Annotated in this window: 19 protein-coding genes; 10 read left to right on the plus strand and 9 right to left on the minus strand. The window is 36.5% G+C overall.

The features are described 5' to 3' along the window. Nucleotide 1: 1 nt before the first annotated feature. Entirely contained in the window at nucleotides 2-952 is a 951-nt protein-coding gene (locus tag ACMGDK_RS15620) for a bifunctional metallophosphatase/5'-nucleotidase (RefSeq protein ID WP_436808800.1), read from the minus strand. After that, on the minus strand, nucleotides 952-1,710 hold the full coding sequence (locus ACMGDK_RS15625; RefSeq protein ID WP_436808801.1) for a 5'-nucleotidase C-terminal domain-containing protein: 759 nt from the start codon (nucleotides 1,708-1,710) through the stop codon (nucleotides 952-954). Before ACMGDK_RS15625 ends, ACMGDK_RS15620 begins: the two co-directional genes overlap by 1 nt. Before the next feature lie 193 nt (nucleotides 1,711-1,903). Between ACMGDK_RS15625 and dapA the strand changes: the two genes are divergently transcribed. The 4 genes from dapA to ACMGDK_RS15645 all read left to right on the plus strand — a co-directional run bounded on the left by dapA (nucleotide 1,904) and on the right by ACMGDK_RS15645 (nucleotide 4,975). Next, nucleotides 1,904-2,776 (plus strand): 4-hydroxy-tetrahydrodipicolinate synthase, encoded by an 873-nt coding sequence (dapA, locus tag ACMGDK_RS15630; protein ID WP_436808802.1) that lies wholly within the window; start codon nucleotides 1,904-1,906, stop codon nucleotides 2,774-2,776. A gap of 383 nt (nucleotides 2,777-3,159) precedes the next feature. Beyond that, on the plus strand, nucleotides 3,160-3,663 hold the full coding sequence (locus ACMGDK_RS15635; protein WP_436808803.1) for a GNAT family N-acetyltransferase: 504 nt from the start codon (nucleotides 3,160-3,162) through the stop codon (nucleotides 3,661-3,663). Between the two features lie 291 nt (nucleotides 3,664-3,954). Beyond that, entirely contained in the window at nucleotides 3,955-4,536 is a 582-nt protein-coding gene (locus tag ACMGDK_RS15640) for a helix-turn-helix domain-containing protein (RefSeq protein WP_436808804.1), read from the plus strand. After that, nucleotides 4,529-4,975, plus strand: coding sequence for a response regulator (locus ACMGDK_RS15645; RefSeq protein ID WP_436808805.1), 447 nt, complete (start codon nucleotides 4,529-4,531; stop codon nucleotides 4,973-4,975). Before ACMGDK_RS15640 ends, ACMGDK_RS15645 begins: the two co-directional genes overlap by 8 nt. A gap of 600 nt (nucleotides 4,976-5,575) precedes the next feature. Here ACMGDK_RS15645 and recG read toward each other — a convergent pair. From recG to ACMGDK_RS15675, 6 genes are all read right to left on the minus strand, one after another. After that, a complete protein-coding gene (gene recG, locus ACMGDK_RS15650; RefSeq protein WP_436808806.1) occupies nucleotides 5,576-7,660 on the minus strand; it encodes an ATP-dependent DNA helicase RecG in 2,085 nt (694 codons plus the stop codon). 117 nt (nucleotides 7,661-7,777) lie between these two features. Continuing rightward, a complete protein-coding gene (locus ACMGDK_RS15655) occupies nucleotides 7,778-8,311 on the minus strand; it encodes a thioredoxin family protein (protein WP_436808807.1) in 534 nt (177 codons plus the stop codon). A gap of 42 nt (nucleotides 8,312-8,353) precedes the next feature. Next, entirely contained in the window at nucleotides 8,354-9,865 is a 1,512-nt protein-coding gene (locus ACMGDK_RS15660; RefSeq protein ID WP_436808808.1) for a peptide MFS transporter, read from the minus strand. Nucleotides 9,866-10,081: 216 nt separating this feature from the next. Next, nucleotides 10,082-11,836 carry a peptide MFS transporter gene (locus tag ACMGDK_RS15665; protein WP_436808809.1) on the minus strand — a complete coding sequence of 585 codons (1,755 nt, stop codon included), beginning with the start codon at nucleotides 11,834-11,836 and terminating at the stop codon, nucleotides 10,082-10,084. A gap of 132 nt (nucleotides 11,837-11,968) precedes the next feature. Continuing rightward, complete coding sequence (locus ACMGDK_RS15670) at nucleotides 11,969-13,624, minus strand: peptide MFS transporter (RefSeq protein WP_436808810.1); 1,656 nt, start codon at nucleotides 13,622-13,624, stop codon at nucleotides 11,969-11,971. Nucleotides 13,625-13,767: 143 nt separating this feature from the next. Then, nucleotides 13,768-15,897 (minus strand): S9 family peptidase, encoded by a 2,130-nt coding sequence (locus ACMGDK_RS15675; protein WP_436808811.1) that lies wholly within the window; start codon nucleotides 15,895-15,897, stop codon nucleotides 13,768-13,770. A 118-nt stretch (nucleotides 15,898-16,015) separates the two neighbouring features. On the opposite strand from ACMGDK_RS15675, the gene ACMGDK_RS15680 reads away from it, so the two are divergent. The 5 genes from ACMGDK_RS15680 (at nucleotide 16,016) to ACMGDK_RS15700 (ending at nucleotide 21,508) form a co-directional block, all read left to right on the plus strand. Further along, the gene (locus ACMGDK_RS15680) at nucleotides 16,016-16,489 is read left to right on the plus strand and encodes a hypothetical protein (RefSeq protein WP_436808812.1); all 474 of its coding nucleotides are present in this window, start codon (nucleotides 16,016-16,018) and stop codon (nucleotides 16,487-16,489) included. Between the two features lie 11 nt (nucleotides 16,490-16,500). Further along, the gene (locus ACMGDK_RS15685; protein ID WP_436808813.1) at nucleotides 16,501-16,689 is read left to right on the plus strand and encodes a DUF6496 domain-containing protein; all 189 of its coding nucleotides are present in this window, start codon (nucleotides 16,501-16,503) and stop codon (nucleotides 16,687-16,689) included. A 505-nt stretch (nucleotides 16,690-17,194) separates the two neighbouring features. After that, nucleotides 17,195-18,730: a sulfatase gene (locus ACMGDK_RS15690; protein WP_436808814.1), complete on the plus strand. Its 1,536-nt coding sequence runs from the start codon at nucleotides 17,195-17,197 to the stop codon at nucleotides 18,728-18,730. Between the two features lie 19 nt (nucleotides 18,731-18,749). Then, the gene (locus ACMGDK_RS15695) at nucleotides 18,750-20,357 is read left to right on the plus strand and encodes a sulfatase (RefSeq protein ID WP_436808815.1); all 1,608 of its coding nucleotides are present in this window, start codon (nucleotides 18,750-18,752) and stop codon (nucleotides 20,355-20,357) included. 47 nt (nucleotides 20,358-20,404) lie between these two features. Beyond that, the gene (locus ACMGDK_RS15700) at nucleotides 20,405-21,508 is read left to right on the plus strand and encodes a formylglycine-generating enzyme family protein (RefSeq protein WP_436808816.1); all 1,104 of its coding nucleotides are present in this window, start codon (nucleotides 20,405-20,407) and stop codon (nucleotides 21,506-21,508) included. A 26-nt stretch (nucleotides 21,509-21,534) separates the two neighbouring features. Here ACMGDK_RS15700 and glgP read toward each other — a convergent pair whose 3' ends face one another. Beyond that, nucleotides 21,535-23,193 carry an alpha-glucan family phosphorylase gene (glgP, locus tag ACMGDK_RS15705; protein WP_436808817.1) on the minus strand — a complete coding sequence of 553 codons (1,659 nt, stop codon included), beginning with the start codon at nucleotides 23,191-23,193 and terminating at the stop codon, nucleotides 21,535-21,537. 204 nt (nucleotides 23,194-23,397) lie between these two features. On the opposite strand from glgP, the gene ACMGDK_RS15710 reads away from it, so the two are divergent. Further along, on the plus strand, nucleotides 23,398-24,195 hold the full coding sequence (locus ACMGDK_RS15710; RefSeq protein ID WP_436808818.1) for a hypothetical protein: 798 nt from the start codon (nucleotides 23,398-23,400) through the stop codon (nucleotides 24,193-24,195). Nucleotides 24,196-24,266 lie beyond the last annotated feature (71 nt).

Consider the following 24,266-nt stretch of genomic DNA (forward strand, 5'->3'; position numbering starts at 1 on the left):
ATTATACGGTTATGCTGCTGTCTATTATCTGGTTGTTCCAGGAAATATGCTTTACGTTTTTATTTGCATCAAAGTAAAAATCTATTCTGCCAAGAAGAAGACCTGCCCATCCTACCTGATTCACCAGAACGTTTTTACCCTGTCGGTTGGTAAAAGTCTGTGGTTCAGGTAAAAAAGTATGGGTATGCCCGCCCAGAATGATATCAATATTTTCTGTTTTGGCAGCCAGAATTTTGTCGCTTATTTTATTAGGTTCATCTTTATAATCATAGCCGATATGAGAAAGGCAGATCACAAGATCACATTTTTGCTCGTTTTTCAGGAAATTGGAATAATGCTGGGCTACATCTACAGGATCTGAGTATATGGTTTCGCCATACTGTTTCTTGCCTACAAGACCTTCCAGCTGGATACCTACTCCGAAAATCCCAACTTTTATTCCGTTTTTATTAAAAATCTTATACTGTGATGTTTTTCCGTCCAGAACAGTATTTTTAAAATCATAGTTTGAACAGATGAATGGAAACTTAGCATTAGGAAGAACTTTCAAAAAACCATCCAGACTATTGTCAAAATCATGATTTCCCATTGTAGAAGCGTCATACTTCATCATCGACATCAGTTTAAATTCCAGCTCACCTCCAAAGAAATTAAAATAAGGAGTTCCCTGAAAAATATCACCGGAATCCAGAAGAAGAACATTGCTTTCCTGGCTTCTGATCTGCTGTACCAGGCTTGCCCTTCTCGCAAATCCGCCCTGATTGGGATTCTTGGTATAGCTTGCGTCGAAAGGTTCTATTCTGCTGTGCTGATCGTTGGTATGAAGAATGGTAAGTTTATTTGCTGATTTAAAAGGATTGAATTTCAATTCTTCTGCCATCATCATATTGGGAGCCAAAGCTGCTGCTAAAGATCCGCTACCTATTACTTTTAAAAAACTTTTTCTATCCATTATTTCTTGCCGATAAAATTTAAACGAATATCTGTATTCGGAACTACTTCAGACGTTTTTTTGAAATATTCAATAAAAAGATCTCTTAATTTGATTCCTGTAGAAATAGATTCCCCTTTGGAAAAGAACTTCATATTGTCTCCGCCAAGTGCCAGATAATCTGAAGTAGCAATATAATAATCCTGGTCAGGATTTACTGTTTTTCCATTGATCTGAGATTTGACAAGCTGCCCGTTATTAGTTTCAATATATAAATGAGAAACAGGATTGTTGACCTGAGTTTTTGCATAATAATCAAAAAGTCCCTGCAGATCTGATCCTTTCATTTTTACGATGATCACTTCATTTTCAAAAGGCATTACTTCAAAAACACTTTTCAGAAGAATATCGCCTTTACCAATTGTAGTACGTATTCCTCCGATATTGATCAGGGCAGCATCAACGTTCTTATTAAGATTTTTTTTCGTCCATGCATCGGCACCTTCAAAGGTATAATCGGCCAAAAGATTACCCAGATTGCTGTTATCACCCTGCTTTGTAAGATCTACGCTGGTGTGGGAGATCTTTTGGTTCATCTCTTTGTCCAGTTTTTGCTTATAAGGCTCAATAACTTTTACAAACTCCTCATCATTTTTCAGCTCATTATTAATAGAAATATTTTTCTGAGGCTGAACTTGTCCCAGCTGCAGCGTGGAAGCTGTTTTGCAGGCGGTAAGTGTGGCCAGAACAATTCCTAGTAACAAGAATTTATTTTTCATATGTTGTAAATTAATTTTTTAAAGGTCATATGTAATCGCCAGTATGTATGTGTTTTTGTAAATAACTTCGGTTATAGCGATGTCATAATATCTTTTAGTATATGCAAATATAATTATATGTATAATAAAACATTAGTATTTATTACAAATTCTTGTCGTAAATTATTAAATTTGAAAAAAATAATTCTAACAGATGAGCATTTTAAAAGGAGTAGGTGTTGCGTTGGTAACACCCTTTAATGAAGATTTATCCGTTGATTTCGATAGCTTAGCAAAGCTTGTTGAATACAATATCGAAAACGGAACCAATTATTTAGTTGTTTTGGGAACTACAGCAGAAGCTGCAACGCTTTCTGAAGAGGAGAAGAAACAGGTAATTGAGCATATCATTAAGGTAAATAATAAACGTCTTCCCCTGGTTTTGGGAATTGGCGGAAATAATACTCTTGAAGTAAAGAAACAGATAGAAGAAGCAGATCTTTCTGCATTTGATGCAGTACTTTCTGTATCTCCATATTATAATAAGCCTAATCAGGAAGGACTTTACCAGCACTATAAAATGTTGGCATCTACCGGTAAGAATATCATTATTTACAATGTTCCGTCAAGAACAGGTCAGAATGTTGAGGCAGATACCACTATTCGTCTTGCCAATGAGTTTCCAAATCTATTCATGATCAAAGAAGCAGCACCCAATATTCTTCAGTATTTTGACATTTTGAGAAAAAAACCTGAAGGATTTTCATTGGTTTCTGGAGATGATGAATACACACTTCCTGTAACATTAGCAGGTGGAAACGGAGTGATTTCTGTAATAGGGCAGGGATATCCGAAAGAATTTTCTACCATGGTTCAGCTGGCCTTTGAAGGAAAAGTGAAAGAAGCCTATGAAATTCACAATAAGCTGGTAGAAATTACAAGATTGATTTTTGCAGAAGGAAACCCTTGCGGAATTAAGGTAATCCTTACTGAAAAAGGAATTATTAAAAACTATTTAAGACTTCCTTTAGTTCCTGCTTCAGAAGGACTTTATGCGAAAATTAAAGCTGAAATGGCGAAAATATAAAAGTCAATTGGTCAATAGTGAATTTTGCTTCACAAGTGAATAGTCAGTTTTTTAGGCTTAATTAATCTGAATTCGGGCTAATGATTAAATTAAACGCAAGGATAGACAAAGCTTTAAAAAGCATTCATGTGATTTTTAAAGATAGACAGAGCTGTTTCACTTACTGGTAAGCAATACAGGGAAATATATTTGTATTGTTTTCCTTATTAACATGTCAAAAAAATCTATTCTGTTTGCCTTTGCGATAAAAATACAATTTGTTTCAGGTATTTCTTATTCCGAACTCAGTTTAATTAAAAATTCACCATTGACAATTTACCATTAACATTAAAATACCAAAGGTGAAAAGTTCAGGCTTTTCACTTTTTTTAATCAGAAAAATTATGAAATTAACAGCAGCAACAGAAAAAGACATTCCCCTTATTCAGGATCTGGCGAGAAGATCATGGGAAAATGCCTATGCAGATATTCTGTCGGATGAGCAAATGGAATATATGCTTTCAGAGATGTACTCTGAGGCTGAAATCGGAAATCATTTACAGAATCCGGATTACCATTATTATATAATTCAGGATGAAAATAACGGCTCTTACGAAGGCTTTATCGGATTCCAGCATCATTATGAAGAGAGAACTACAAAACTGCACAGGATTTATTTGGTTCCTGAAAGCAAAGGAAAAGGTTTTGGTAAAAAAGCGCTTCAATTTTTGAACGACAAAGTGTCTGAGAGCGGTGATCAGAGAATTATTTTGAATGTCAATAAACATAATACAGCCCGAAACTTCTATGAATCCCAAGGATACAAAGTTTATGATGAAGGAATCTTTGATATTGGGGGCGGATATGTTATGGATGATTACCTTATGGAATTCTTAATTCACAAATAATTGACTTAAAATTCTGTAACATTTAATTTTAATTCTATAACGAGTGATGATTTTTTTTATTTGATCTTTGTATAAGAACCAAATCACTTTCAATATTACATTCATATGCTTGGTTTTGAGCTTTTGCAGCTTTTTATCAGTATATTTTTTTCATCCCTAGTGTTTAATTCCTGTATTCAATATGCAGGAGTTTTTTCTTTTTTATATTATGCTAAAAATTTCTGGACTATTTCACTTTTAAATGAAATAAATTATTATATTTACTTCGAAATTTGACACACTTATACCAGGATGAAAATGTATGTAAAATTTGATTTCAATGCTCTCTGTAAGAAGGTGTTGGATGAAAAACTAAAGGAGCACGGGCTGAAATATCGCCTGCTGAACTTTGGTGAAGTAGAGTTCTATGAACCCATTACCCAGGAGCAGCATAATCTTTTTAAGAAGAATCTTAAAGATTACGGCATAGAGATTATTGAAAGCCAGAAAACGGCTTTAGTACAGAAAATAAAAGATGCGATTGTAGAACTTGTTTTCTCTGAAGATGCTGTTCCCATTAAAGCATCTATTTATATTGCTGAAAAACTGAACCACAGTTATGGATATCTTTCCAATCTTTTTTCTGAGGTTGCTTATACCTCTATAGAAAATTTCATTATTCTTCAGAAAATAGAATATACCAAGGAACTGATTCTGAATAATAAGCAGAGCCTGACAGAGATTGCCCATAAACTGAATTATTCCAGTGTGGCCCATTTGAGCACCCAGTTCAAAAATACAACCGGCATCACACCTTCCCAGTTTCATAAAATCATTACAAAAAGAAGAAAAAACCAGAGCATTAGTATCAATTCAAAAGTGCTGTATGAATAAAGAATATCTGAATGTAATAACAGTAGATGATGATGAAGGTAATATTATATTCTTTAAAAATATTTTCAAAGATTTAAAGATAGGAGTAAAGTCTCAATGTTTCTCTTACGGAGATGATCTTATGAAATATCTGAGGAGCAGTGTCGCAATTATTCCGGAAGTAATCTTCATTAAATATGATATTCCAGGAAAAAGCTGCATGGAATGCCTGAAAGAAATTAAAATAAATCCTCAATTCAGTAACATCGTAATTGGAGTGTATGCCGAGCAGATTTCTGAAAACGAAATAGAAGAAATTTTCGTTAACGGGGCTAATATTTTTATGAAAAAGCCGGAAACTTATGACGGCCTGAAAAAGTCACTTACAGAAATTATTACCGTAAACTGGCAGTATCATTCTTCAGGCTTGAACAAAGATAATTTCATTATGAGAATATGATGAATAAAGGTTTTATGCATTTATATTTTTAATAGAAAAGATAATATTTAATACATACTATTCACATAAAAGTGAAAATTGTATAATTAATAATTAAAATAATATAAGAAGGAATCCAAGCAATATCATCAATTTTGTAAATGTAAACATTGCAACACAAATTAGCTATATAAAAAAGCAATGGATGGTAGAGAATAGATTATTTCATTTAGAAATCAAGATATAAGTCACAATGTTAGTTTAACAAAATGAATTATGTTTATTTCCAGCTATAAAGCATAGAAGATCTTTAAACAAAACGGTACAATCATGAAAACTTAAGAGAGTTGAAGGGTATTTATTCGTTTCATTCCCACACCTTCAGCTTGAATCAGTTAGTTTTTATAATAAGCAAGCTGGAAAAATAATTCATTTTGTTTTTTTAATTTATTTAAATAGCAAGGGCTGAGAATTTAAATACATATAAATATTTTCATACCAAATCATAAGATATTAGTTCTTGCTATTAAAATAAATTTTTTTAAACAGATCAAAAGTAATTTCTTCTAAATAACAGTTTTATAAGGGGGCCGCGGAAAGATTTTTCTTTTCGCGGTTTTTTTATGAGATCTTACTCCATTTATTCTTTCCCTTGTAGTACTTCAAATAATAACTTTTAATGATCAGATTGTCCGGCCTTGTCAGGTGTGGATCTGCTTCCAGAATCTTATCAACCGTATTTTTTGTTGTTTTAATAATTGCAGAATCATTCACAAGATCAAGTCTTTTAAAATCCACCACACCGCTCTGCTGTGTTCCCAAGATATCTCCTGGACCTCTCAGCTGCATATCCACCTCAGAAATCTTGAATCCGTCATTGGTTTCCGTCATTGTTTTGATACGGGTTCTGCTTTCTTTCGATAATTTATCTGAAGTCATAAGGATACAGTAGCTCTGTTCTGCACCTCTTCCAACACGCCCCCGAAGCTGGTGAAGCTGGGAAAGCCCGAATCTTTCTGAGCTTTCTATCACCATTACAGAAGCATTCGGAACATTAACGCCGACTTCAATGACAGTTGTAGCAACCATGATCTCTGCCTTTCCCGAGGCAAAATAGTTCATGGCTATGTCTTTTTCAGCAGGTTTCATTTTTCCGTGAAGCATCGTGACATTGTAATCAGAGAATGCATTCATCACATGATCGAGCCCTTCCATCAGGTTTTTATAATCTAAAGTTTCAGATTCTTCAATCAGCGGATACACGAAATAGACCTGTCTTCCTTTTTTAATCTCATCTCTGCAGAAATTATACACATACGTTCTGTCTTTTTCACGTCTGTGGGCAGTAATGATAGGTTTTCTTCCTATCGGCATTTCATCGATCACGGAAACATCCAGATCAGAATAGAAGCTCATCGCCAAAGTCCTTGGAATAGGAGTTGCCGTCATCACCAGAATATGCGGCGGAATTCTATTTTTAGCCCATAATTTTGCCCTTTGTGCCACACCAAACCTGTGCTGCTCATCAATGATGGCCAGTCCAAGGTTTTTAAATTTTACCTTGTCTTCCAGAACCGCGTGCGTTCCAACCAATATAGACAATGTTCCGTTTTCCAGCTCTTCGTGGATGATCTTTCTTTCTGAAGTTTTGGTGGAACCCGTCAGAAGACGAACATTGATATCTGTACCTTCCAAAAGATCCTTGATACCATTATAATGCTGCTGTGCCAGGATTTCGGTAGGAGCCATCATACAGCTCTGGAAGCCATTATCCATAGCGATTAACATGGTAAGTAAGGCAACCATTGTTTTTCCGGATCCCACATCACCCTGCAGAAGCCTGTTCATCTGAATAGGCCTTTTCATATCCAGTCGGATTTCCTTTAAAACCCTTTTTTGAGCATTGGTAAGATCAAATGGAATATGATGATTGTAAAAATTATTAAAATGATCACCCACAATTGGAAACGGATTTCCGGGTGAATGAGTTTTATGATGAAGCTTTTTGAGCGCATATCCAAGTTGAAAAAAGAAGGACTCTTCAAACTTCAGCCTGTTATCAGCTTTTTCAAAATATTCCATATCCTTTGGAAAATGAATATTTAAAAAAGTATGCTGTCTTGATAAAAACTTAAATGCCTTCATCATATAATCAGGAAGATTTTCTTCAATAAGGTTAGGGATCTCTTTGCAGATATTCCTTAAGATAACCTGGAAAAACCTTTGATTCAAACCTCTTTTCGTCAGCTTTTCTGAGCTTGGATAAATAGGCTTCAGACGAGTGTCGCTTTCCTTATTTTCCTCGGCCTCAATTTCAGGATGAGGCATAGAGAACTGACGGTTGAAAACATTGATCTTTCCAAAAATATAAACTTCACGGTTGATCGGAATCTGTTCTTTCAGCCATTTTGAATACTGGAACCATACCAGATCCATTGTTCCGGTATCATCATTGAATTTGGCAGAAAGTCTTTTTACTTTTCCGGTCTGGATTTCCTGTACCTGTGTGATTCTCCCTTTAAGCTGTACCTCAATGCTGCTTTCCTCGAGCTGAGAAATTTTAAATACTTTACTTTTATCCAGGTATCGGATAGGGTAGAAGTTCAGAAGGTCGTCAACGGTCGACAGGCCCAACACATTCTTGATGAGTTTGGCTCTCTCGGGACCTATGCCTTTTACATATTCTATAGAAGTATCTAAAGTCATTTTAAAAATGAGCCCTAATGTCGGGAAAATAGGGTTAAGATTAAAATTTTTTCACCGAAAATATAGACGTTAAAGTCAAAAAAACGGCTTTCAATTTTTGAAGGCCGCTGTATGGTTTTAATCTTTGATTTTGGATTTAAATTTTTTCTGATAATCTTCCCACTCTTCCCTGGTACGGATCTTTTTGAAGAAATCTTTGGAGATGAATTCTAAATAGGGTTCGAGCTCTTTTGCAGATAATTCTCCCTGAAGAATGGTGATTGGGCCACCTTTCTCATCCAGGAATACAGTACTTGGAACAGCTCCGACGTTCATATATTGAGTGAATTCGTGTAGGGAGTTTCTTCCTTTTTTATGTTCAGTATTATCATTGGAAAATGTTCTTCCAAAGACATCAATAGATTGTTTTTCTTCAGCATTAAATTTTACAGGGTAATAATTTTCATTTAAAATTTGAGCGATAATATCGTGGCCATATGTCTTTTTATCCATGATTTTGCATGGTCCGCACCAGTCCGCATAAAAATCGATCAGGATTTTTTTGGGGTTTTCTTTCTGGGCCTTTAAAGCTTCTTCAATAGTCAGCCATTTTACCTGGGCAAAGCTGAAACTTACTAAAAATAAGAGTATTATGCTTATAATTTTTTTCATAATTTGATAATTTACGTAAAAATAAGCATAATCCCGCTTACTTTATTTTACATCCTGCATTAATTTTTTCACGAACGGAGATATCAAAATTAATACCACACCGGCAATTACCGCGTATAATCCCAATTGTTTATATCCATCAGTATAAGTGATTAAAGCATCATAGTTGGTAGAACCTTCTTTTGCTGTGGCAAGTCCTGCACCGATAATGCCGGCGACATACTGTCCGTAAGCAGAGGCCAGGAACCACATCCCCATCATCATTCCCTGAAGGTTTTTGGTGGAAAGCTTGGTCATAATAGACAGTCCTATTGGTGACAGACACAACTCCCCAAGCGTGATGATCAATAATGCCAGGGTAAAAAAGTTCAGTGATGTTATTCCCTGAAGGTCAGCAAAAAGTCTTGTTGCAAATAAAACATAATATCCGATTCCCAGGAAAATAAATCCCAAACCGAATTTAACAATGGTATTAGGTTCAATTTTTCTTTTATTCAGCCATATCCATAGAAGCCCAATTAATGGCGCAAGGAAAATAATAAAAAAGGCTCCTCCTGAGTTATTTACACCGTTCGGATCTAATCCAAGGAGATCTTTATTAAGGTTTTTAGCAGCGAAAATGCTTAACGAACCGCCGCTCTGCTCATAAATTCCCCAGAATAGGATCGAGAAAATAATGAAAACTAAAGCTGCCCAAAGTTTCTTACGTTCTGATGCCGTTACTTTTGACATTTCATAGAATAAGTAGATCAGAGTCAAAGGTCCGATGGTCCACATAAAATAATCTGTATATTCTGTTTTGGCTACCATCTTCATGATAATGGGAACGAAAATAAGAGATAAAACGTACACTCCGTATTCTTTCCATTTTGGAATCGGAGCAGCTTTTACTTCTGCCAAAGGATGCCCTGGCTGGAGACCTATTGTTCCCATTCTTTTTTGGGTGAAAATAAAGTTGATAAGACTTATGACCATTACTATTGATGCGAGGCCGAAAGCTACATTCCATCTCATTGCTTCTGGAATAGTGCCGCCTAAAATTTCTCCTTTACCGATAGCAATACATAGATATCCACCCAATAAAGCTCCCAGGTTGATTCCTGCGTAAAAAAGAGAAAAGCCTGCGTCAGCCCGTGAGTCGTTAGGTTTATAAAGTTGTCCCACCATAGACGAAATATTCGGTTTGAAGAAACCTGTTCCTACTACGGTAAATGCAATACCTAAGAAAAAGAATTTGTGTGGATCAGTTGCCAGAATCAAGCTTCCAACGATCATCAGTAGTCCGCCCCAAAAGAGAGATTTCCTGAATCCAAGGATTTTGTCTGCAAAAAGACCACCCACAAAAGTAAAGGCATACACGAATGCCTGAGTGGCACCATATTGAAGATTGGCTTCTTTTTCATGGAAATTAAGCTGTGAGATCATAAAGAAAACCAGCATTCCACGCATTCCGTAGAAACAGAAACGTTCCCACATTTCAGAGAAAAACAGGCTCCAGATCTGTCTGGGGTATTTTCCTTTGAAATTTTGTATTTCATCTAGAGTTAAGCTCATAATTGTATATGATTGTTTTAATTAGGGTTTATTTGTTTTCCGATCTGCCAGTAAGTAAGCAGTAAAGTAGAATTCGCGATCCGAAACACTTTTTCGCGCGACTGCCTAATAATTTCCTTTACGGATTGAAATAAAGAATCTTCGGAAATTTCCATCATACGAAAATAAAAAAAACCTCTGACTTAGCAGAGGTTTTGTTGTATTTTATTGATGCGGTTATTTTACACCGTGCATCATTTTCTTTAAGATTGGAGAGATCAGCCCCAAAATAACAGCTGCGATACCACAAAGTACTACGAACACCATAAAGAATTCAAATAGGTTATGGATCTCAAATCCTGCAAATGTAGGATTGTGCAACGGTAACTGAGCTTTCTCAAATGCTGCCGTCTGTTCAGCAGTTAATGTTACTTTTTTATCTAAAACGTCCTGAAGGTTTACGCCTATTTCCTGTGCTTTTGTGAATTTGTCACCTGTAGCAGGGATAAGAGCTCCCAATGAACCTGCCAGGGCATAACCCGCAGCATTGGAAATAAAGAATACTCCGTATAATAATGATGCAAATCTTTTTGGAGCAAGTTTTCCTACCAATGAAAGACCAATAGGAGATAAGCAAAGTTCACCACAAGTCTGGATGAAATAAAGAAGCATTAACCATTTGATCGCTAATAATCCTGAATTTCCAAGATCTTTTACATTGTGTGCGATGATGAAGTAAGAAAGAGCTATCAATGCTAATCCCATTGCCTGCTTGAACGGAGATACGGGCTCTCTTCCTTTTGTTCTTAATTTATCCCATGTCAAACTGAATGGAACAGCCAACAGAACTACGAAAATACCGTTGAAGATCTGAACCATTGAAGGAGGCATATTCCATCCGAAAATGTTTCTGTCTGTCTGGTTATCGGCAATAAATGTTAATGAAGATCCCGCCTGCTCGAACGCGGCCCAGAAGAAAATAATAAAGAAGGATACAATATAGATTACCCAGATTCTTTGTCTTTCAATCTTGTTTTCTGCAGAACTCATGATCAGGAAGGCCAGGGAAATACCGGCCGCATAGATGAAAGGATAAATAATTCCTTTGATCAATTGTCCCATCTCTACAGCTTTAAATCCGAATTCTCCGACCAGTAAATATCGGAAAGCGAAGAATAAAACGACAAATATAACTCCGGTGATCCCTAAAGATAAACCTGAGAATTTAGCGGTCTGAGTTTCACCTTCTTCAAAGTCTGCACTTGTATTGTTTTTTGGTAATCCACCGATAGGTCTTCCTTCCGGGTTTACCACATATTTATTTTTAAGAATAAAGAATGTTACGGTTCCAATGATCATTGCAATTGAAGCGGCTAAGAATCCCCATTTAAAAGCAAAAATATCTCTTACTCCGGTAGTTGCATCTTTCACATCTCCTACATATGGGCAGATAAACTGTCCAAGGAATGCTCCGATGTTGATCCCCATATAGAAAATGGTAAAAGCAGAGTCCAGTTTGGATTTCTCCTGCTTAGGATAAAGGCTTCCCACCATTGAGGAAATATTAGGTTTGAAGAATCCATTACCGAAAATGATAACGAATAGAGCTAACCACATCACCATTTTGGAGCTGCCAAGATCGGCAGAGAAAGTAGAGGCACTGATAAAAAGAAGGAACTGGCCAATAGCCATTAAAGACCCACCAATTAAGATGGCATTTCTGTTTCCTATATACTTATCTGCAATGAATCCTCCTAAAAGAGGTGTTAAATAACATAAAGCTAAAAATCCACCGTAGATGATTGCCGCATCAGCTTCTTTTATTAATAAGGAATTTACCATGAAGAGCGTCAAAAGGGCTCTCATCCCATAAAAGTTGAAACGCTCCCACATTTCTGTTCCGAAAAGAACCCACAATCCTTTTGGATGCCTTGAATTCTTGTTCTCTACAAATTCATCCGGTTTCGGACTTAATGCTTCAATATTATCCATTCTATTGTTAATTTTTGTTAAGACTGACAAATATAGTTTTTTTTGAGTTTTTGGCAAGGTTTTAATTTTATATTTAAATAAAAAAGCTGCAGAACGATTCTGCAGCTTGATATTCTTTATGATAAATAAGGATTAGTGTCCTTTTTCTCTCATGATCTTATTCAGTCTTTTTAACATTGACAGACCTAAAAGTGTCGCAAATATTAACAAAGCAAAGTTAACAAGGAAATAATTCATCTTGTTGTCGTAGCTGTACCACGTACTCGCTAAGATTCCTGAAAGCTTATTACCAACTGAGTTGGCCAGGAAGAAACCTCCCATCATTAAAGCTGTAATTCTTGCCGGTGAAAGTTTGGAAACGAATGAGAGTCCCATTGGAGAAAGGCAAAGCTCCCCAATAGTAATTACTCCATAACCGGCAACCAGCCATAAAGGTGAGACTTTTTCAGCCCCATTGTCTCCTGCTATAACGGCAAGAACCATTACCAGACATGACAATCCTGAGATAAATAGGCCTAAAACAATTTTTGTAGGGGTAAGAGGTTCTTTTCCTTTTCTTCTTAATAAAGCCCAGAACCCTACAATGACAGGCGTTAAAGCAATTACCCAGAATGGATTGATAGACTGGAACAATTCCGTATTGTATAAATAGACTTTAGATTCCGTATTTTTTTCCAGAGTGGCACGCTGTTCAGGAGAGATATTTTTAAAATAGATATCCTTCCCGGTTTCTTTAATGGCTTTCCCATCCTTGTCCTTCTGAGACTGAAACTGGTTATCATATACAGGAACTTCTTTGTCTTCGTAGCTTTTCCCTTCCACCATATAAATATCCTCAAGAGGTTTTTCCAGTGAAGCGGGAACACTTCTGTCCGTATAATAGTTCGCCCATCTTGTTAAAGCTGTACCATTCTGCTTGAAAACCGCCCAGAAGAACATACTGATCAGAAATACTGAAAGCAAAGCCCCGATTGATGGTTTTTCCTCTGGTTTAGCCTTAAAGTAAAGTGAGGCATAAAAATAAATAACAGGAACGCAGGCAAAAATAAAGGCATCCGTACTGTCGCTTCCGAAGATATTTCCGGGAATAAACCATCCAATGGCTCCAACAGCAATTGCAGGGACAAAAACCTTAATTAAAATTTCAGAAAGCTTGGTATCACCTTCCTCTACAGGTTTCATTTGTGCAGCATGGATATAGTGTTTTCTTCCGATGCTAAAGATCACGAGGCCAATAAGCATTCCTACGCCTGCAGTAATGAAAGCTTCACCCCAACCGAATTTATTACGCATGAATGCCGCAATAATATTACAGATAAATGCTCCTATATTAATCCCCATATAGAAAATATTATATCCGGAATCTTTATTGGCTTTATAGGGTTCCTCAGAATAAAGGTTTCCTAAAAGGGTAGAAATGGTAGGTTTGAAGAAACCGTTTCCAATGATTATCAATGCAAGGGAACCGTAAAAGAGAGGAAGTTCTTTGAAAACTCCCATTCCGATATATCCTGCAGCCATCAGGATTCCGCCTAAATAAATGGATTTAATATAACCTAAAACCCTGTCGGCCAAAAATCCTCCAAGGAAAGGTGTAAGATAAGTTAAAGCTATATAAGTTCCAAAAATATCATCAGCTGTTTTGTCCGGGAGTCCAAGTCCTCCTTCTAGCCCGGTAGGCTCAATGACATAAAGAACAAAGATTCCAAGAATCAGGTAATATCCAAAACGTTCCCACATTTCTGTGAAAAAGAGGAAAGGCAGGCCTTTAGGATGTTTAGTCTTCATATAATCAATTTTCAAATTTCCCAAAAATAAGTTTTTAATTTCAATTGATAAAATAAATAATATTCTATAGAAATCATTAATGAAACAAATGTAAAAACCTCCCAAATACATTGAGAGGTTTGAAAATCTTATTTAAAAGGAGATTATAAATTTTTCAAAATAAAATCTGTCATTTTCTGATACAGCTGCGGTCTTGTCTGGCCCCCGTAAATTCCGTGATTTTTATCAGGGTAAGCCATAAATTCAAACTGTTTTTTGTTCTGGATTAAAGCTTCAGAAAACTCCATAGAATTCTGGAAATGTACATTATCATCGGCAGTTCCATGAATCAATAAGAATTTACCTTTTAATAGGTTGGCATATTCCGTCGGAGAATTTTTATCATATCCATCAGGGTTTTCCTGAGGAGTTCTCATAAATCTTTCTGTATATACGGAGTCATAATATCTCCAGTTGGTTACCGGTGCTACAGCAATTCCTGCTTTGAAGACATCGGCTCCTTTGGTCATTGCCAAACTGGTCATATAACCTCCGAAGCTCCATCCGAACATTCCGATTCTTGTTTTATCAATATAAGACTGGTTTCCGAACCATTTTGCAGCGGTGATCTGATCCTCAATTTCATATTTTCCTAAATTCAGGTAGGTAACTTTCTTGAATTTAGTTCCTTTATAACCAGTTCCACGGCCATCTACACAGGCAACAATGTAGCCTTTCTGCACCAAATGATTAAACCATAAAGCATTTCCATTATCCCATGAATTGGCAACCTGCTGCGATCCCGGGCCGGAGTATTGGAACATAAACAGTGGATATTTCTTATTAGGATCAAAGTTTTTAGGCTTCATGATCCATGCATTCATCTGATCACCGGCATCATTTGGAATCGTGATGAATTCTTTGGTTACAAAATTATCTGCCTTTAATTTCTGCAGCTGCTCGTTATTATTCTGCAGCTCTTTTACTGTTTTACCATTTCCTTCTTTTAAAACATAGGTGTGAGGTTTTGCTGCAGTAGAAGATGTTTCAATGAAATAATTATAGTTTTTACTGAAATTGGCAGAATTGTTTCCTTCTGCATTAGAGATCAGCTGGGATTTTCCGTTTTCAATATTAAATTTCGAAACTACTTTATTAATGCTTCCTTTTTCAGTGGTCTGAACATAAATTTCTTTAGACTTTGGATTGAATCCATAGTAGTCGGTTACTTCCCAGTTTCCTTTTGTTACCTGCTTTTTAAGCTTTCCATCTTTGTCATACCAGTACAAATGACGGTTACCGTCTCTTTCAGAAGCCCAAAGGAAAGAATCATCCTCAAGGAATTCAAGTGTAGGACTATCCGCATCAATCCATTTATCATCCGTTTCCGTGAATAGCTTTTGAACGGCTCCGGTTTTGGTATTGACTTTTAAAATATCAGAAGCATTCTGAATTCTTTCGGAAGTAATCAGAACGATCTCATCAGGTTTTGCCGTCTGGATCACATTCGGGATATAGTAGTTTTTAAATGAACTTAAGTTGATAGGCATTGTTTTCCCGGTATCAACACGGTACAGCTGCGCAGAAACTATAGAGTTTTTCTCTCCTGCTTTAGGGTATTTGTAGCGCATTTCTTCCGGATAAAGTTTTTTTCCATAGATCGGAATATAGATCTCCGGAACCTGGCTTTCATCAGATTTTACAAATACAATGGCATCTGAATTTTTTGTCCATTCATACTGTCTTGCATGCCCGAATTCCTCTTCGTAAACCCAGTCTGCAAGTCCGTTGATAATAGAGTTTTTCTTACCGTCATTCGTAATCTGAGTAATTTTTCCTGAACTCAGATCCTGATAGAATAAATTATTTTCCGCAATAAATGCTACTTTAGTGGCATCAGGAGAAAATCTGGGCTCCTGAACTGTTTTACCGTCATTTAAGCTGATCGTTTTTCCTGATTTCAAATCTTTCACCTCAAACTTTCCAAGGAAAGAATGTCTGTAGATTGGCTGGCTTTCTTTTAAAAGAAGAATTTTTGACTCGTCATCAGAAAATTCATAGCTTTCAAATTTACCATCAACAATATTTCCTTCTTTTTGTGAAGTTTTGTAAGAATATTTAGCAATTCCTGTAGGCTCAATGACAAGATAATTTTCTCCGTTCTTCATGGATGCTATACCGGCAATGCCTTTTCCGCGGTAATATCCTGAATATATTTTATCTAAAGTGATTTCCTGTGCCGATACATTATGTAATGCTAAAGCAACAGTAAGAATTAAGAGTGTTTTTTTCATTTCTAATTTTTAATGGATTTCAAAGATAATAATTTTATTAAATGCATAAAAAAGCTTTTTTATAAAGGTTTTGGCAAAAAAATTGAATGTATTATTGGACAATCAAATTATAATAATTATGGAAACGAATGCATATAACCAAAAACTGAACCGCTATATTTTGGCCGACCAGATTGTTTATACAGGATTTTCAAGCTTTAAAGATGCAGAAGATTGCGCAAACAAAAAAGGCGGAACCTTGGTAGAAGTTGGTTTTAAAGATGGGAATGATAATCCGCAGATTACAGATGAAGCCGGCCTTATTGAAAAAAAACTCCATTACTATGTTTATGCTGGCGATGAATATAAGTTTATTCATTCATCTGATCCGGGATTTAGAAAATACGCAGATGAATTACAGAAAATAAAATCAAAACTGCGTCAGGATGCACCCGACGAGAGGTACCTGGCCAATTTTGAAATTGAAAATGCAGAAGATCCGATTATTGTGATCAAGAATGACCATTTTGAATCGGTAACTTCCAGAGAACGCTCAAAATATTTGAAGCACGCCGAAGTTTATGAATTAGGGGTATCCCTGCCAAAATCTTAAAATTTTTTATCATGAGCAAAACCAAGTATTCAGAAAAAGCTCAGGACAAAGTAGGAAAAGTAATGCACGAATTCAAGGAAGGAAAACTGAAGTCTTCTTCCGGAAAAAAAGTGACAAGCAGGAAACAAGCCGTAGCAATAGGTATTTCCGAAGCGAGAGAAGAAGGTGCTAAAGTGCCGCCCAAAAAGAAAAGCAAATAAATCAAAATCCGGAAAATTCTTTCCGGATTTTTTTTGATCTAAGTTCTGAATCTGATTAATTTTAATAGCAAAATGTGAAACAAATAAAAATATTACGTGGAAATTAGCGGATTCGCCTTTCTTAATGTCTTTTTTTCTCTTGATTTATTTTTATCATATCTAATAAATGTTTTGTAAATCAGTATTTTATATTGTTGTTGTATATCTGATGTAGATCATTTTTCGGAGTTTATTTTTTTTTTTTGCAACTTCGTCTCGTTCATAAATCATTATCTCTTAATTTCAATAAAACACAAATGATGAAAAAGAATACTTAATGTTTTGTGAATGTTTGCATTCTTCTTTAATTAAGAATAAAAACACCAATACCAGCCTTGCTAATTCTTTTCTATCACACTCTAATTCAAATTCAACAAGGCTGGTTTTTTTTTAAAAAACTATTACTATGTTCGGAACCTCAACTTTAAAATCTTTATTTATACTTCTTTTGATTTTACCGTTTAGTATGATCACGGGACAAACCCAAAAAAAATCTAAATTCAATGTAATTTTTATTGTTGTTGATGATTTAAGACCGGAATTGGGTGTTTATGGTAACTCCGTCATTAAAACGCCTAATATTGACAAGCTTGCAGGGAAAGGAACAGTTTTTACAAATGCTCACTGCCAGGTAGCGGTTTGTGCTCCTTCCAGAGCAAGTGCGTTAACGGGCTTACGGCCGGACTCCACCAAAGTATGGGTTTTGGGAGAAGAATTTCGTAAAATACATCCTGACATTGTTACAATTCCTCAACAATTTGAAAAATTTAATTATCATACTGTATCCATCGGAAAAATTTTTCATAATCATATGCCTGATTCTATTTCTTTTCGCGAACCAGATCTCCGGCCTGAGGGGTATGCAGTTAAAAATATGATAGACCGTGATCCTGAATCTTTTTATTTCAGCGGAGAAATTAAAGCTGAGCTTGCTGCCAAAAGATTGGAAAGATTAGCTAAAGATCCTAAAAGATATGGTAATGGCTGGGCATATGGACGTTCTGTAGAGATTGCAGATTGTCCTGATGATTCATTGTATGACGGAGCACAAACATCGCTCGCGATTGAGACAATAAACCGTATTAAGAATAAAAAGAAACCTTTCTTTCTGGCATTAGGATATTTCAGACCACATTTGCCATTTGTAGCTCCCAAAAAGTATTGGGACCTCTATAATCCTATGGAAATACCTGTGGCGGATAATAGTTTTATTCCATTCAATGCGCCAAGTATGGCCATGTATAATCAAAGAGAAATGACCGCCTGTTATGATCTGGAATATGTAAAACACCCGGCTTATTTCAGGATGCCTAAAAAAGAAGCCAGAACACTAAAACACGGTTATTATGCTTCTGTAAGTTATGTTGATGCCTGTATCGGACGACTTGTGGACGAACTTGAGAAACAAAAATTAATGGATAATACCATCATTGTATTATGGGGAGATCATGGCTGGAAATTAGGTGAGCATAACGCCTGGGGCAAGCAGACCAATTATTTAAATGATACCCGTATTCCGCTAATTGTATATGCTCCGGGAATGAAGAATCATGGAATTAAAACTAATGAACTGGTAGAGGCAGTAGATATTTATCCTACTCTCTGTGATCTGGCGGGAATCGAAACTCCCAGCTATCTCCAGGGTCTGAGTTTCAAAAAACTTATGAATGAAAATACTGTTGAGTGGAAAGGAGCTGTATTCAGTCAGTTTTTACGCCCTGCCGGAGAAGGAATAGATCTTAACAAAAAAAACTACATGGGTTATTCTATGGTTACCAAAAACTATCACCTGATAGAATGGTACTATTGGGATAAAGTAACAAAACAGCCCGGTGAACTGGTGGCCAGGGAATTGTATAATCTGGCTTCAGATCCAAAAGAGAATTTCAATATTGCCGTTTATCCTGAAAATAAGGAAACACTGGAAAAGCTTTCGGAGCAACGTAAGAAGGGATGGAAAGAAGTGAAAAATAAACTAATAACCACTAAGGCTGTTCAATGAATAAAAATGTATATCTGATATGAAGAATTTCAATTTTTTAAAAATATCATTTATTATATTACTTTGTAATTTTACAGTGGTATTGGGGAAGGACTTTGATTTTAATAAAGAAAGACCCGGAACTAAAAAAAACATAAGGCGTAATCAAAAACAAACAAAACCCAATATCTTATTTATTCCGATTGACGATTTGAGGCCTGAAATGGGCTGTTATGGGAATACTGTTATAAAAACGCCTAATATGGACAGGCTTGCGGCAAAAGGAGTAGTCTTTAAACGGGCGTATTGCCAGCAGGCTGTTTGTAATCCGTCAAGAGCCAGCCTTCTTACAGGTCTGAGACCTGATTCTGTTCGTGTCTGGGATCTTCAGACTGATTTCAGAAAGAAGCTGCCTGATGTAGTAACTCTTCCCCAGCTATTTAAAAATAACGGGTATTATACGGTAGGTATTGGTAAAACCTTTCATAATACATTTCCGGATAATATTTCATGGAATGAGGATCTTCATGTGGATGGGTTTCCTTTTGACCCTGATGCTGTTTATCAGCTTACTGAAAACAAGATTATTCAGAAAGAAAAGGAACTCAGCCTTCTGAAAAATGGAAAAGCTAAACAGGATGCTTATGGCTTTATATATACAAAAGCCAATTCAACAGAAATTGCAGATGTAGACGATGATGCTTATTACGACGGCGCACAAACTACCATGGCTATTAAAAAACTGAAAGAATTAAAAGAAAAAGATAAGCCTTTCTTTTTTTCAGTAGGCTATTACCGGCCGCATTTACCATTTAATGCTCCTAAAAAATACTGGGATTTATATAATAGAAATGATATACCTCTTGCGGGAAATCAATTCATGCCCAAAAATGCTCCAGAATTTGCTGTTCATGGTGATTCTGAGCTAAGAACATATACTGACAGATCTGATCTGCCGTTACCTTCTGAGAAACCCTATGATGTGGATAAGCAGCGAGACCTCCTTCATGCCTACTATGCATCCGTATCTTATACAGATGCTCAGATAGGAAGATTGCTGGACGCACTTGACGAACTGGGACTTAGTGAAAATACAATTGTTGTATTGTGGGGAGATCATGGCTGGAAGCTGGGAGAACATAACAGCTGGTGCAAACAAAGTAATTATGAGATCGATACAAGAGTTCCTCTTATTATTAGCGGGGCAGAAGTGAAAGCAAAAGGTAAAACAAGTGATGCTCTCACTGAATTTGTTGATATTTATCCTACATTATGCGATATGACCGGAATAAAAATTCCAGATTATCTTCAGGGAACCAGTATGAAGCCTTTACTTACTGATCCTGCCCGTGCATGGAAAAAAGCAGCCTATAGCCAATTTTTATTGGGAAGATTTGGAAAAACGAAAGGAGTACAAAATGTAGAAAGAATGGGATATGCCATTCGTACAGACCGATACCGGTATGTAGAATGGTATGAATGGAACAAGGAAACCGAAAAGCCGGGCAGCTACTTGGCACGGGAACTTTACGACCATAACAATGACGCTGATGAAAATGTGAATATTGCTGAAGAAGTTGCCAATAAAAATCTTATAAACAAATTGTCATTGCAGTTGAAAAAAGGATGGAGATATAGCAAACCATGATCGTAAGAACTATAAAATTTATCCGGCTAAAAATGACGTTTTCTGTAATGAAAATGATTGTATATACAGGTATATTAAGCTTTGTATGGGCCTGCAATAAAATTAAAATACCAAAACCGCAGGAAGAGAAACCCGCGCATACCTGTATGAATGCACCAAAACGTTTTGGGGCTACAGATTTATCTCAAATTACTTTTAGCGGAAATACCTCTCTGGAAGGAATGGTATTGATTCCGGGAGGTGAGTTTGATATGGGAGGAGATAACAGTCAGGCAGATGCGGATGAATATCCCAAACATGCAGTAAAGGTATCCCCGTTTTATATGGATGTAACTGAAGTGACAAATGCACAGTTCCGGGAATTTGTCAATGCAACAGGATACATAACAACGGCAGAGCGGAAGCCTGATTGGGAAGAATTAAAAAAAAATCTTCCGGAAGGAGTTCCTAAACCTCCGGACAGTCTGCTGGTAGCATCATCATTAGTATTTACACCTACCACTAAACCTGTGAATCTCAGTGATTTTAATCAATGGTGGAGATGGGTAAAAGGAGCAAGCTGGAAACATCCACAAGGACCGGCAAGTTCTATTAATGGAAAAGACAACTATCCTGTGGTACATATAAGCTGGGATGATACCCAGGCGTATTGCAAATGGTCCGGTAAACGTTTAGCTACAGAAGCGGAATGGGAATTTGCAGCACGTGGCGGATTGAAGAATAATATTTATCCCTGGGGAAATCAACCTGTAAACGAAGGAAGACCTAAAACAAACAGCTGGGAAGGGAAATTTCCCTATTTTAATGAAAGGAAAGACGGCTACGTAACCCTTGCTCCTGTACAATCATTTAAAGCCAACGGATATGGGCTGTATGATATGGCAGGAAATGTCTGGGAATGGTGTAGTGATTTATACCATTATGATTATTATAAAAAAATGGAAGGTAAGCTGACGATAAACCCTAAGGGTCCCAACAAATCTTATGATCCTCAGGAACCCTATAGTGTAAAGCACAGCCTGCGTGGAGGAAGCTTTTTATGTAATGACAGCTATTGCAGTGGATACAGGGTAGCACGCCGTATGAAAAGCAGTCCGGATACAAGCCTTGAACACACCGGATTCCGGTGTGTTAAGGATATTGTACAGTAACACGCTAACTGTATTTTTATTTTCTTCTAATTGTCATACAGGATTCTGTAGTATTCATCCGCCATTCTATCACTGTTAAATTGTTCCTGAACACCATTCATAGCATTATACTGAATCTTTCTCCATTGGTCCGGCTTGTCATAATAAGTAGGTAGGATTTCGTTTTCAAGAATTTCATACAGCTTATTCAGGTCATAAGTATCCTGTTCATAAATACTCATATTTAAATAATCAGCTTTCGGAACAACAAAAGAATTTTCTCCCGGCTGGGCAAACTCAGGAATCCATCCGTCATCAGTAGAAAGATTTACAGACCCGTTCATAGCAGCGGTCATTCCTGAAGTCCCTGAAGCTTCTCTTGGCACCCTCGGATTGTTGAGCCACAAATCCGAGCCCTGTTTCAGAGATTTACTTAAAGAAAGTTCGTAACCGGTAAGGACAGCCATATTCTTGTGGTTTTTGCTTTCCTCTACCAGGGTGTTAAAGGTAGAAATAGCGGAATAGTCCATTGGATAAGGTTTTCCTGACCAGATGATCTGTACCGGATATTTCTGATTATTCAACAACCTGTAGAATCTTTCCTTATCGTGAAGCAGTAAGTCGGCGCGTTTGTACCCCGCAAATCTTCTTGCCCAGACAATAGTGAAAATGTTAGGATTGAACAGATTCCCGGTCTGATCGGCAACAATTGTGAATAGTCTTTTCTTTAAATGCTTTTTACGGTAATCAAAAACAGTTGCATCATTCTCGTCTTTGGCATTATAAAGAGGCTTATCCGCCCAATATTTAAATTCCTGTGCATTGGTAATCGAAGTGATTTCGCAGATTCCGGGGTATTTACTCCACATAGCTCTGGAAACCTCACCATGCAGCTTAGATACTCCGTTCGCCATTCTTGCCATTTTCAAAGCACACAGCGAGTGATTGAAACGGTCATCACTACCTCCTTCAATACTTTTTACATCTTCCATGCTGAAGCCTGAAAAATAAGACATATCGTGGCATAGCTTTAGATTATGCTTTTCATTTCCGGCTTCTTCGGGAGTGTGAGTGGTGAAAACCAGTTTTTCCTTTACCCGGTTCAGATCTCCGTTGTACTTTTTCAGCAGATAAAATGCAGCAGGAAGTCCATGAGCCTCATTCAGATGATACACTTCTCTTTCAGCGTTCATCTCGTCCAGTAATTTAGCACCTCCTTTTCCCAGCAAAATATACTGAGCCAGTTTTGTAGACTCATTGGCATCGTATAACTTGTGGCAGATTGTCTTAGAGACATGATCGTTTTCCGGAACATCCGTAGAAAGGAAAAACATCGGTGCCGTATTGAAAATTTCAGGATCAAGATACCATACTTTTACCCAAACCGGTGCGCTGTGGATCTCAATCTGAAATTTTATTCCGGTATCTTCAAGGAAGCTGTACATTTTTCTGGTCCAGACCGGCTGAAGGGTCTGATCATGATTTCTGGCCTGATCATAATACCCAAATTTCCAGAGAATTCCGATCCCGATAAGATCCTGTTTCAGGTTGTATGCACTTCTCATATGAGATCCTGCAAGGAATCCCAAGCCTCCCGAATATATTTTTAAAACCTGTTCAATGGCAAATTCCATCGAAAAATAGACGGCTTTTTTAGAATATTGTGGATTGATGCTGTAAGGTATTTTAAAATTTTTAAAATCCATATAAATCACAGTTTTATAATTTGAACGCTAAAGGTATTGATTATGAAAATAAACTTTACATTAATTATTTGATAAATTAATTTAAAAGTATCCTGTGAATAGTTTTTTTACTTACCTTTAATATGTAAATTTTTGAAAATCAAAAACTTCTAACGGTGAAAACCAATATGGCGTGTGTTCTTTGGTCACATAAAAAAATCACCTATGAAAAAGACATTTTCTGATGAAGATTTAATAAAGAATCTAAGCCTATACTATATGAACCGGCATTTGAAAAAAAAGCCGATGGAAAAGTATCACCGTAAAATAGATGAATCTCTGCTTCATGACCGTGAAAAATACAGAAAGAAATCTGAGATTCTACTACTTAATTCGTTTATGCATCACTTCCCCGATGTCAAATTTGAAGATCTTACCTGCGAAAGTCCGGACTTTATCGCCAAACTCAACGACAAGAAGATCGGGATAGAACTGACTGAAGTGATCAATCATCTGGAAATGAAAAAAGTAGAAAGCACTTTAAATAAGATGTTCCGCCAGGCAGAAATACTATTAGAACAGGAAGACACCGCGAAATATCGTGGTGTTTATTTTTTAGAATTTCACCCGAATATTAAATTTGACAATATAGAACAGCAGGAGGAAAATATTCTCAATATTTACAGAAGCATCAAAAAGAACAAACCTGTGGGATGTGTAAAAGGGATGAGAAAATCTTTTCACCGTAGAAATGTTTTTATTACCCATGAATACAGCATGAACCTTTTTGATGAGCTTTGTTCCGAAAAGATTCTTGAGCTTATTGATAAGAAAAATGAAAAATTTCCATATTACGATACTTCCGTAGATGAATGCTGGCTGGTAATTGTTTCGGACATGAACTCCATTGCCTCAAGATATACGTTTATTCAGGACAAAGAACATTTGCAGGAAGTGAAGAGTCCGTTTCATAAAATTTTCCATCTCGAAAATCTCTGTGGAAATATTACAAGCATAAAATAGTAGGCTTTTATCGTGTTATACTTCAATTATTTCATGTTTTTATTTAAAATAATTCAAGATTTTTAAAAATC

Source organism: Chryseobacterium hilariae (assembly GCF_051400735.1).
Taxonomy (GTDB): Bacteria; Bacteroidota; Bacteroidia; order Flavobacteriales; family Weeksellaceae; genus Chryseobacterium.

What these genes read in the sequence shown, in the direction of transcription:
- ACMGDK_RS15620 (WP_436808800.1), bottom strand. Translation starts at nt 952, where the DNA reads ATGGATAGAAAAAGTTTTTTAAAAGTAATAGGTAGCGGATCTTTAGCA.
- ACMGDK_RS15625 (WP_436808801.1), bottom strand. Translation starts at nt 1,710, where the DNA reads ATGAAAAATAAATTCTTGTTACTAGGAATTGTTCTGGCCACACTTACC.
- dapA (WP_436808802.1), top strand. Translation starts at nt 1,904, where the DNA reads ATGAGCATTTTAAAAGGAGTAGGTGTTGCGTTGGTAACACCCTTTAAT.
- ACMGDK_RS15635 (WP_436808803.1), top strand. Translation starts at nt 3,160, where the DNA reads ATGAAATTAACAGCAGCAACAGAAAAAGACATTCCCCTTATTCAGGAT.
- ACMGDK_RS15640 (WP_436808804.1), top strand. Translation starts at nt 3,955, where the DNA reads ATGAAAATGTATGTAAAATTTGATTTCAATGCTCTCTGTAAGAAGGTG.
- ACMGDK_RS15645 (WP_436808805.1), top strand. Translation starts at nt 4,529, where the DNA reads ATGAATAAAGAATATCTGAATGTAATAACAGTAGATGATGATGAAGGT.
- recG (WP_436808806.1), bottom strand. Translation starts at nt 7,660, where the DNA reads ATGACTTTAGATACTTCTATAGAATATGTAAAAGGCATAGGTCCCGAG.
- ACMGDK_RS15655 (WP_436808807.1), bottom strand. Translation starts at nt 8,311, where the DNA reads ATGAAAAAAATTATAAGCATAATACTCTTATTTTTAGTAAGTTTCAGC.
- ACMGDK_RS15660 (WP_436808808.1), bottom strand. Translation starts at nt 9,865, where the DNA reads ATGAGCTTAACTCTAGATGAAATACAAAATTTCAAAGGAAAATACCCC.
- ACMGDK_RS15665 (WP_436808809.1), bottom strand. Translation starts at nt 11,836, where the DNA reads ATGGATAATATTGAAGCATTAAGTCCGAAACCGGATGAATTTGTAGAG.
- ACMGDK_RS15670 (WP_436808810.1), bottom strand. Translation starts at nt 13,624, where the DNA reads ATGAAGACTAAACATCCTAAAGGCCTGCCTTTCCTCTTTTTCACAGAA.
- ACMGDK_RS15675 (WP_436808811.1), bottom strand. Translation starts at nt 15,897, where the DNA reads ATGAAAAAAACACTCTTAATTCTTACTGTTGCTTTAGCATTACATAAT.
- ACMGDK_RS15680 (WP_436808812.1), top strand. Translation starts at nt 16,016, where the DNA reads ATGGAAACGAATGCATATAACCAAAAACTGAACCGCTATATTTTGGCC.
- ACMGDK_RS15685 (WP_436808813.1), top strand. Translation starts at nt 16,501, where the DNA reads ATGAGCAAAACCAAGTATTCAGAAAAAGCTCAGGACAAAGTAGGAAAA.
- ACMGDK_RS15690 (WP_436808814.1), top strand. Translation starts at nt 17,195, where the DNA reads ATGATCACGGGACAAACCCAAAAAAAATCTAAATTCAATGTAATTTTT.
- ACMGDK_RS15695 (WP_436808815.1), top strand. Translation starts at nt 18,750, where the DNA reads ATGAAGAATTTCAATTTTTTAAAAATATCATTTATTATATTACTTTGT.
- ACMGDK_RS15700 (WP_436808816.1), top strand. Translation starts at nt 20,405, where the DNA reads ATGAAAATGATTGTATATACAGGTATATTAAGCTTTGTATGGGCCTGC.
- glgP (WP_436808817.1), bottom strand. Translation starts at nt 23,193, where the DNA reads ATGGATTTTAAAAATTTTAAAATACCTTACAGCATCAATCCACAATAT.
- ACMGDK_RS15710 (WP_436808818.1), top strand. Translation starts at nt 23,398, where the DNA reads ATGAAAAAGACATTTTCTGATGAAGATTTAATAAAGAATCTAAGCCTA.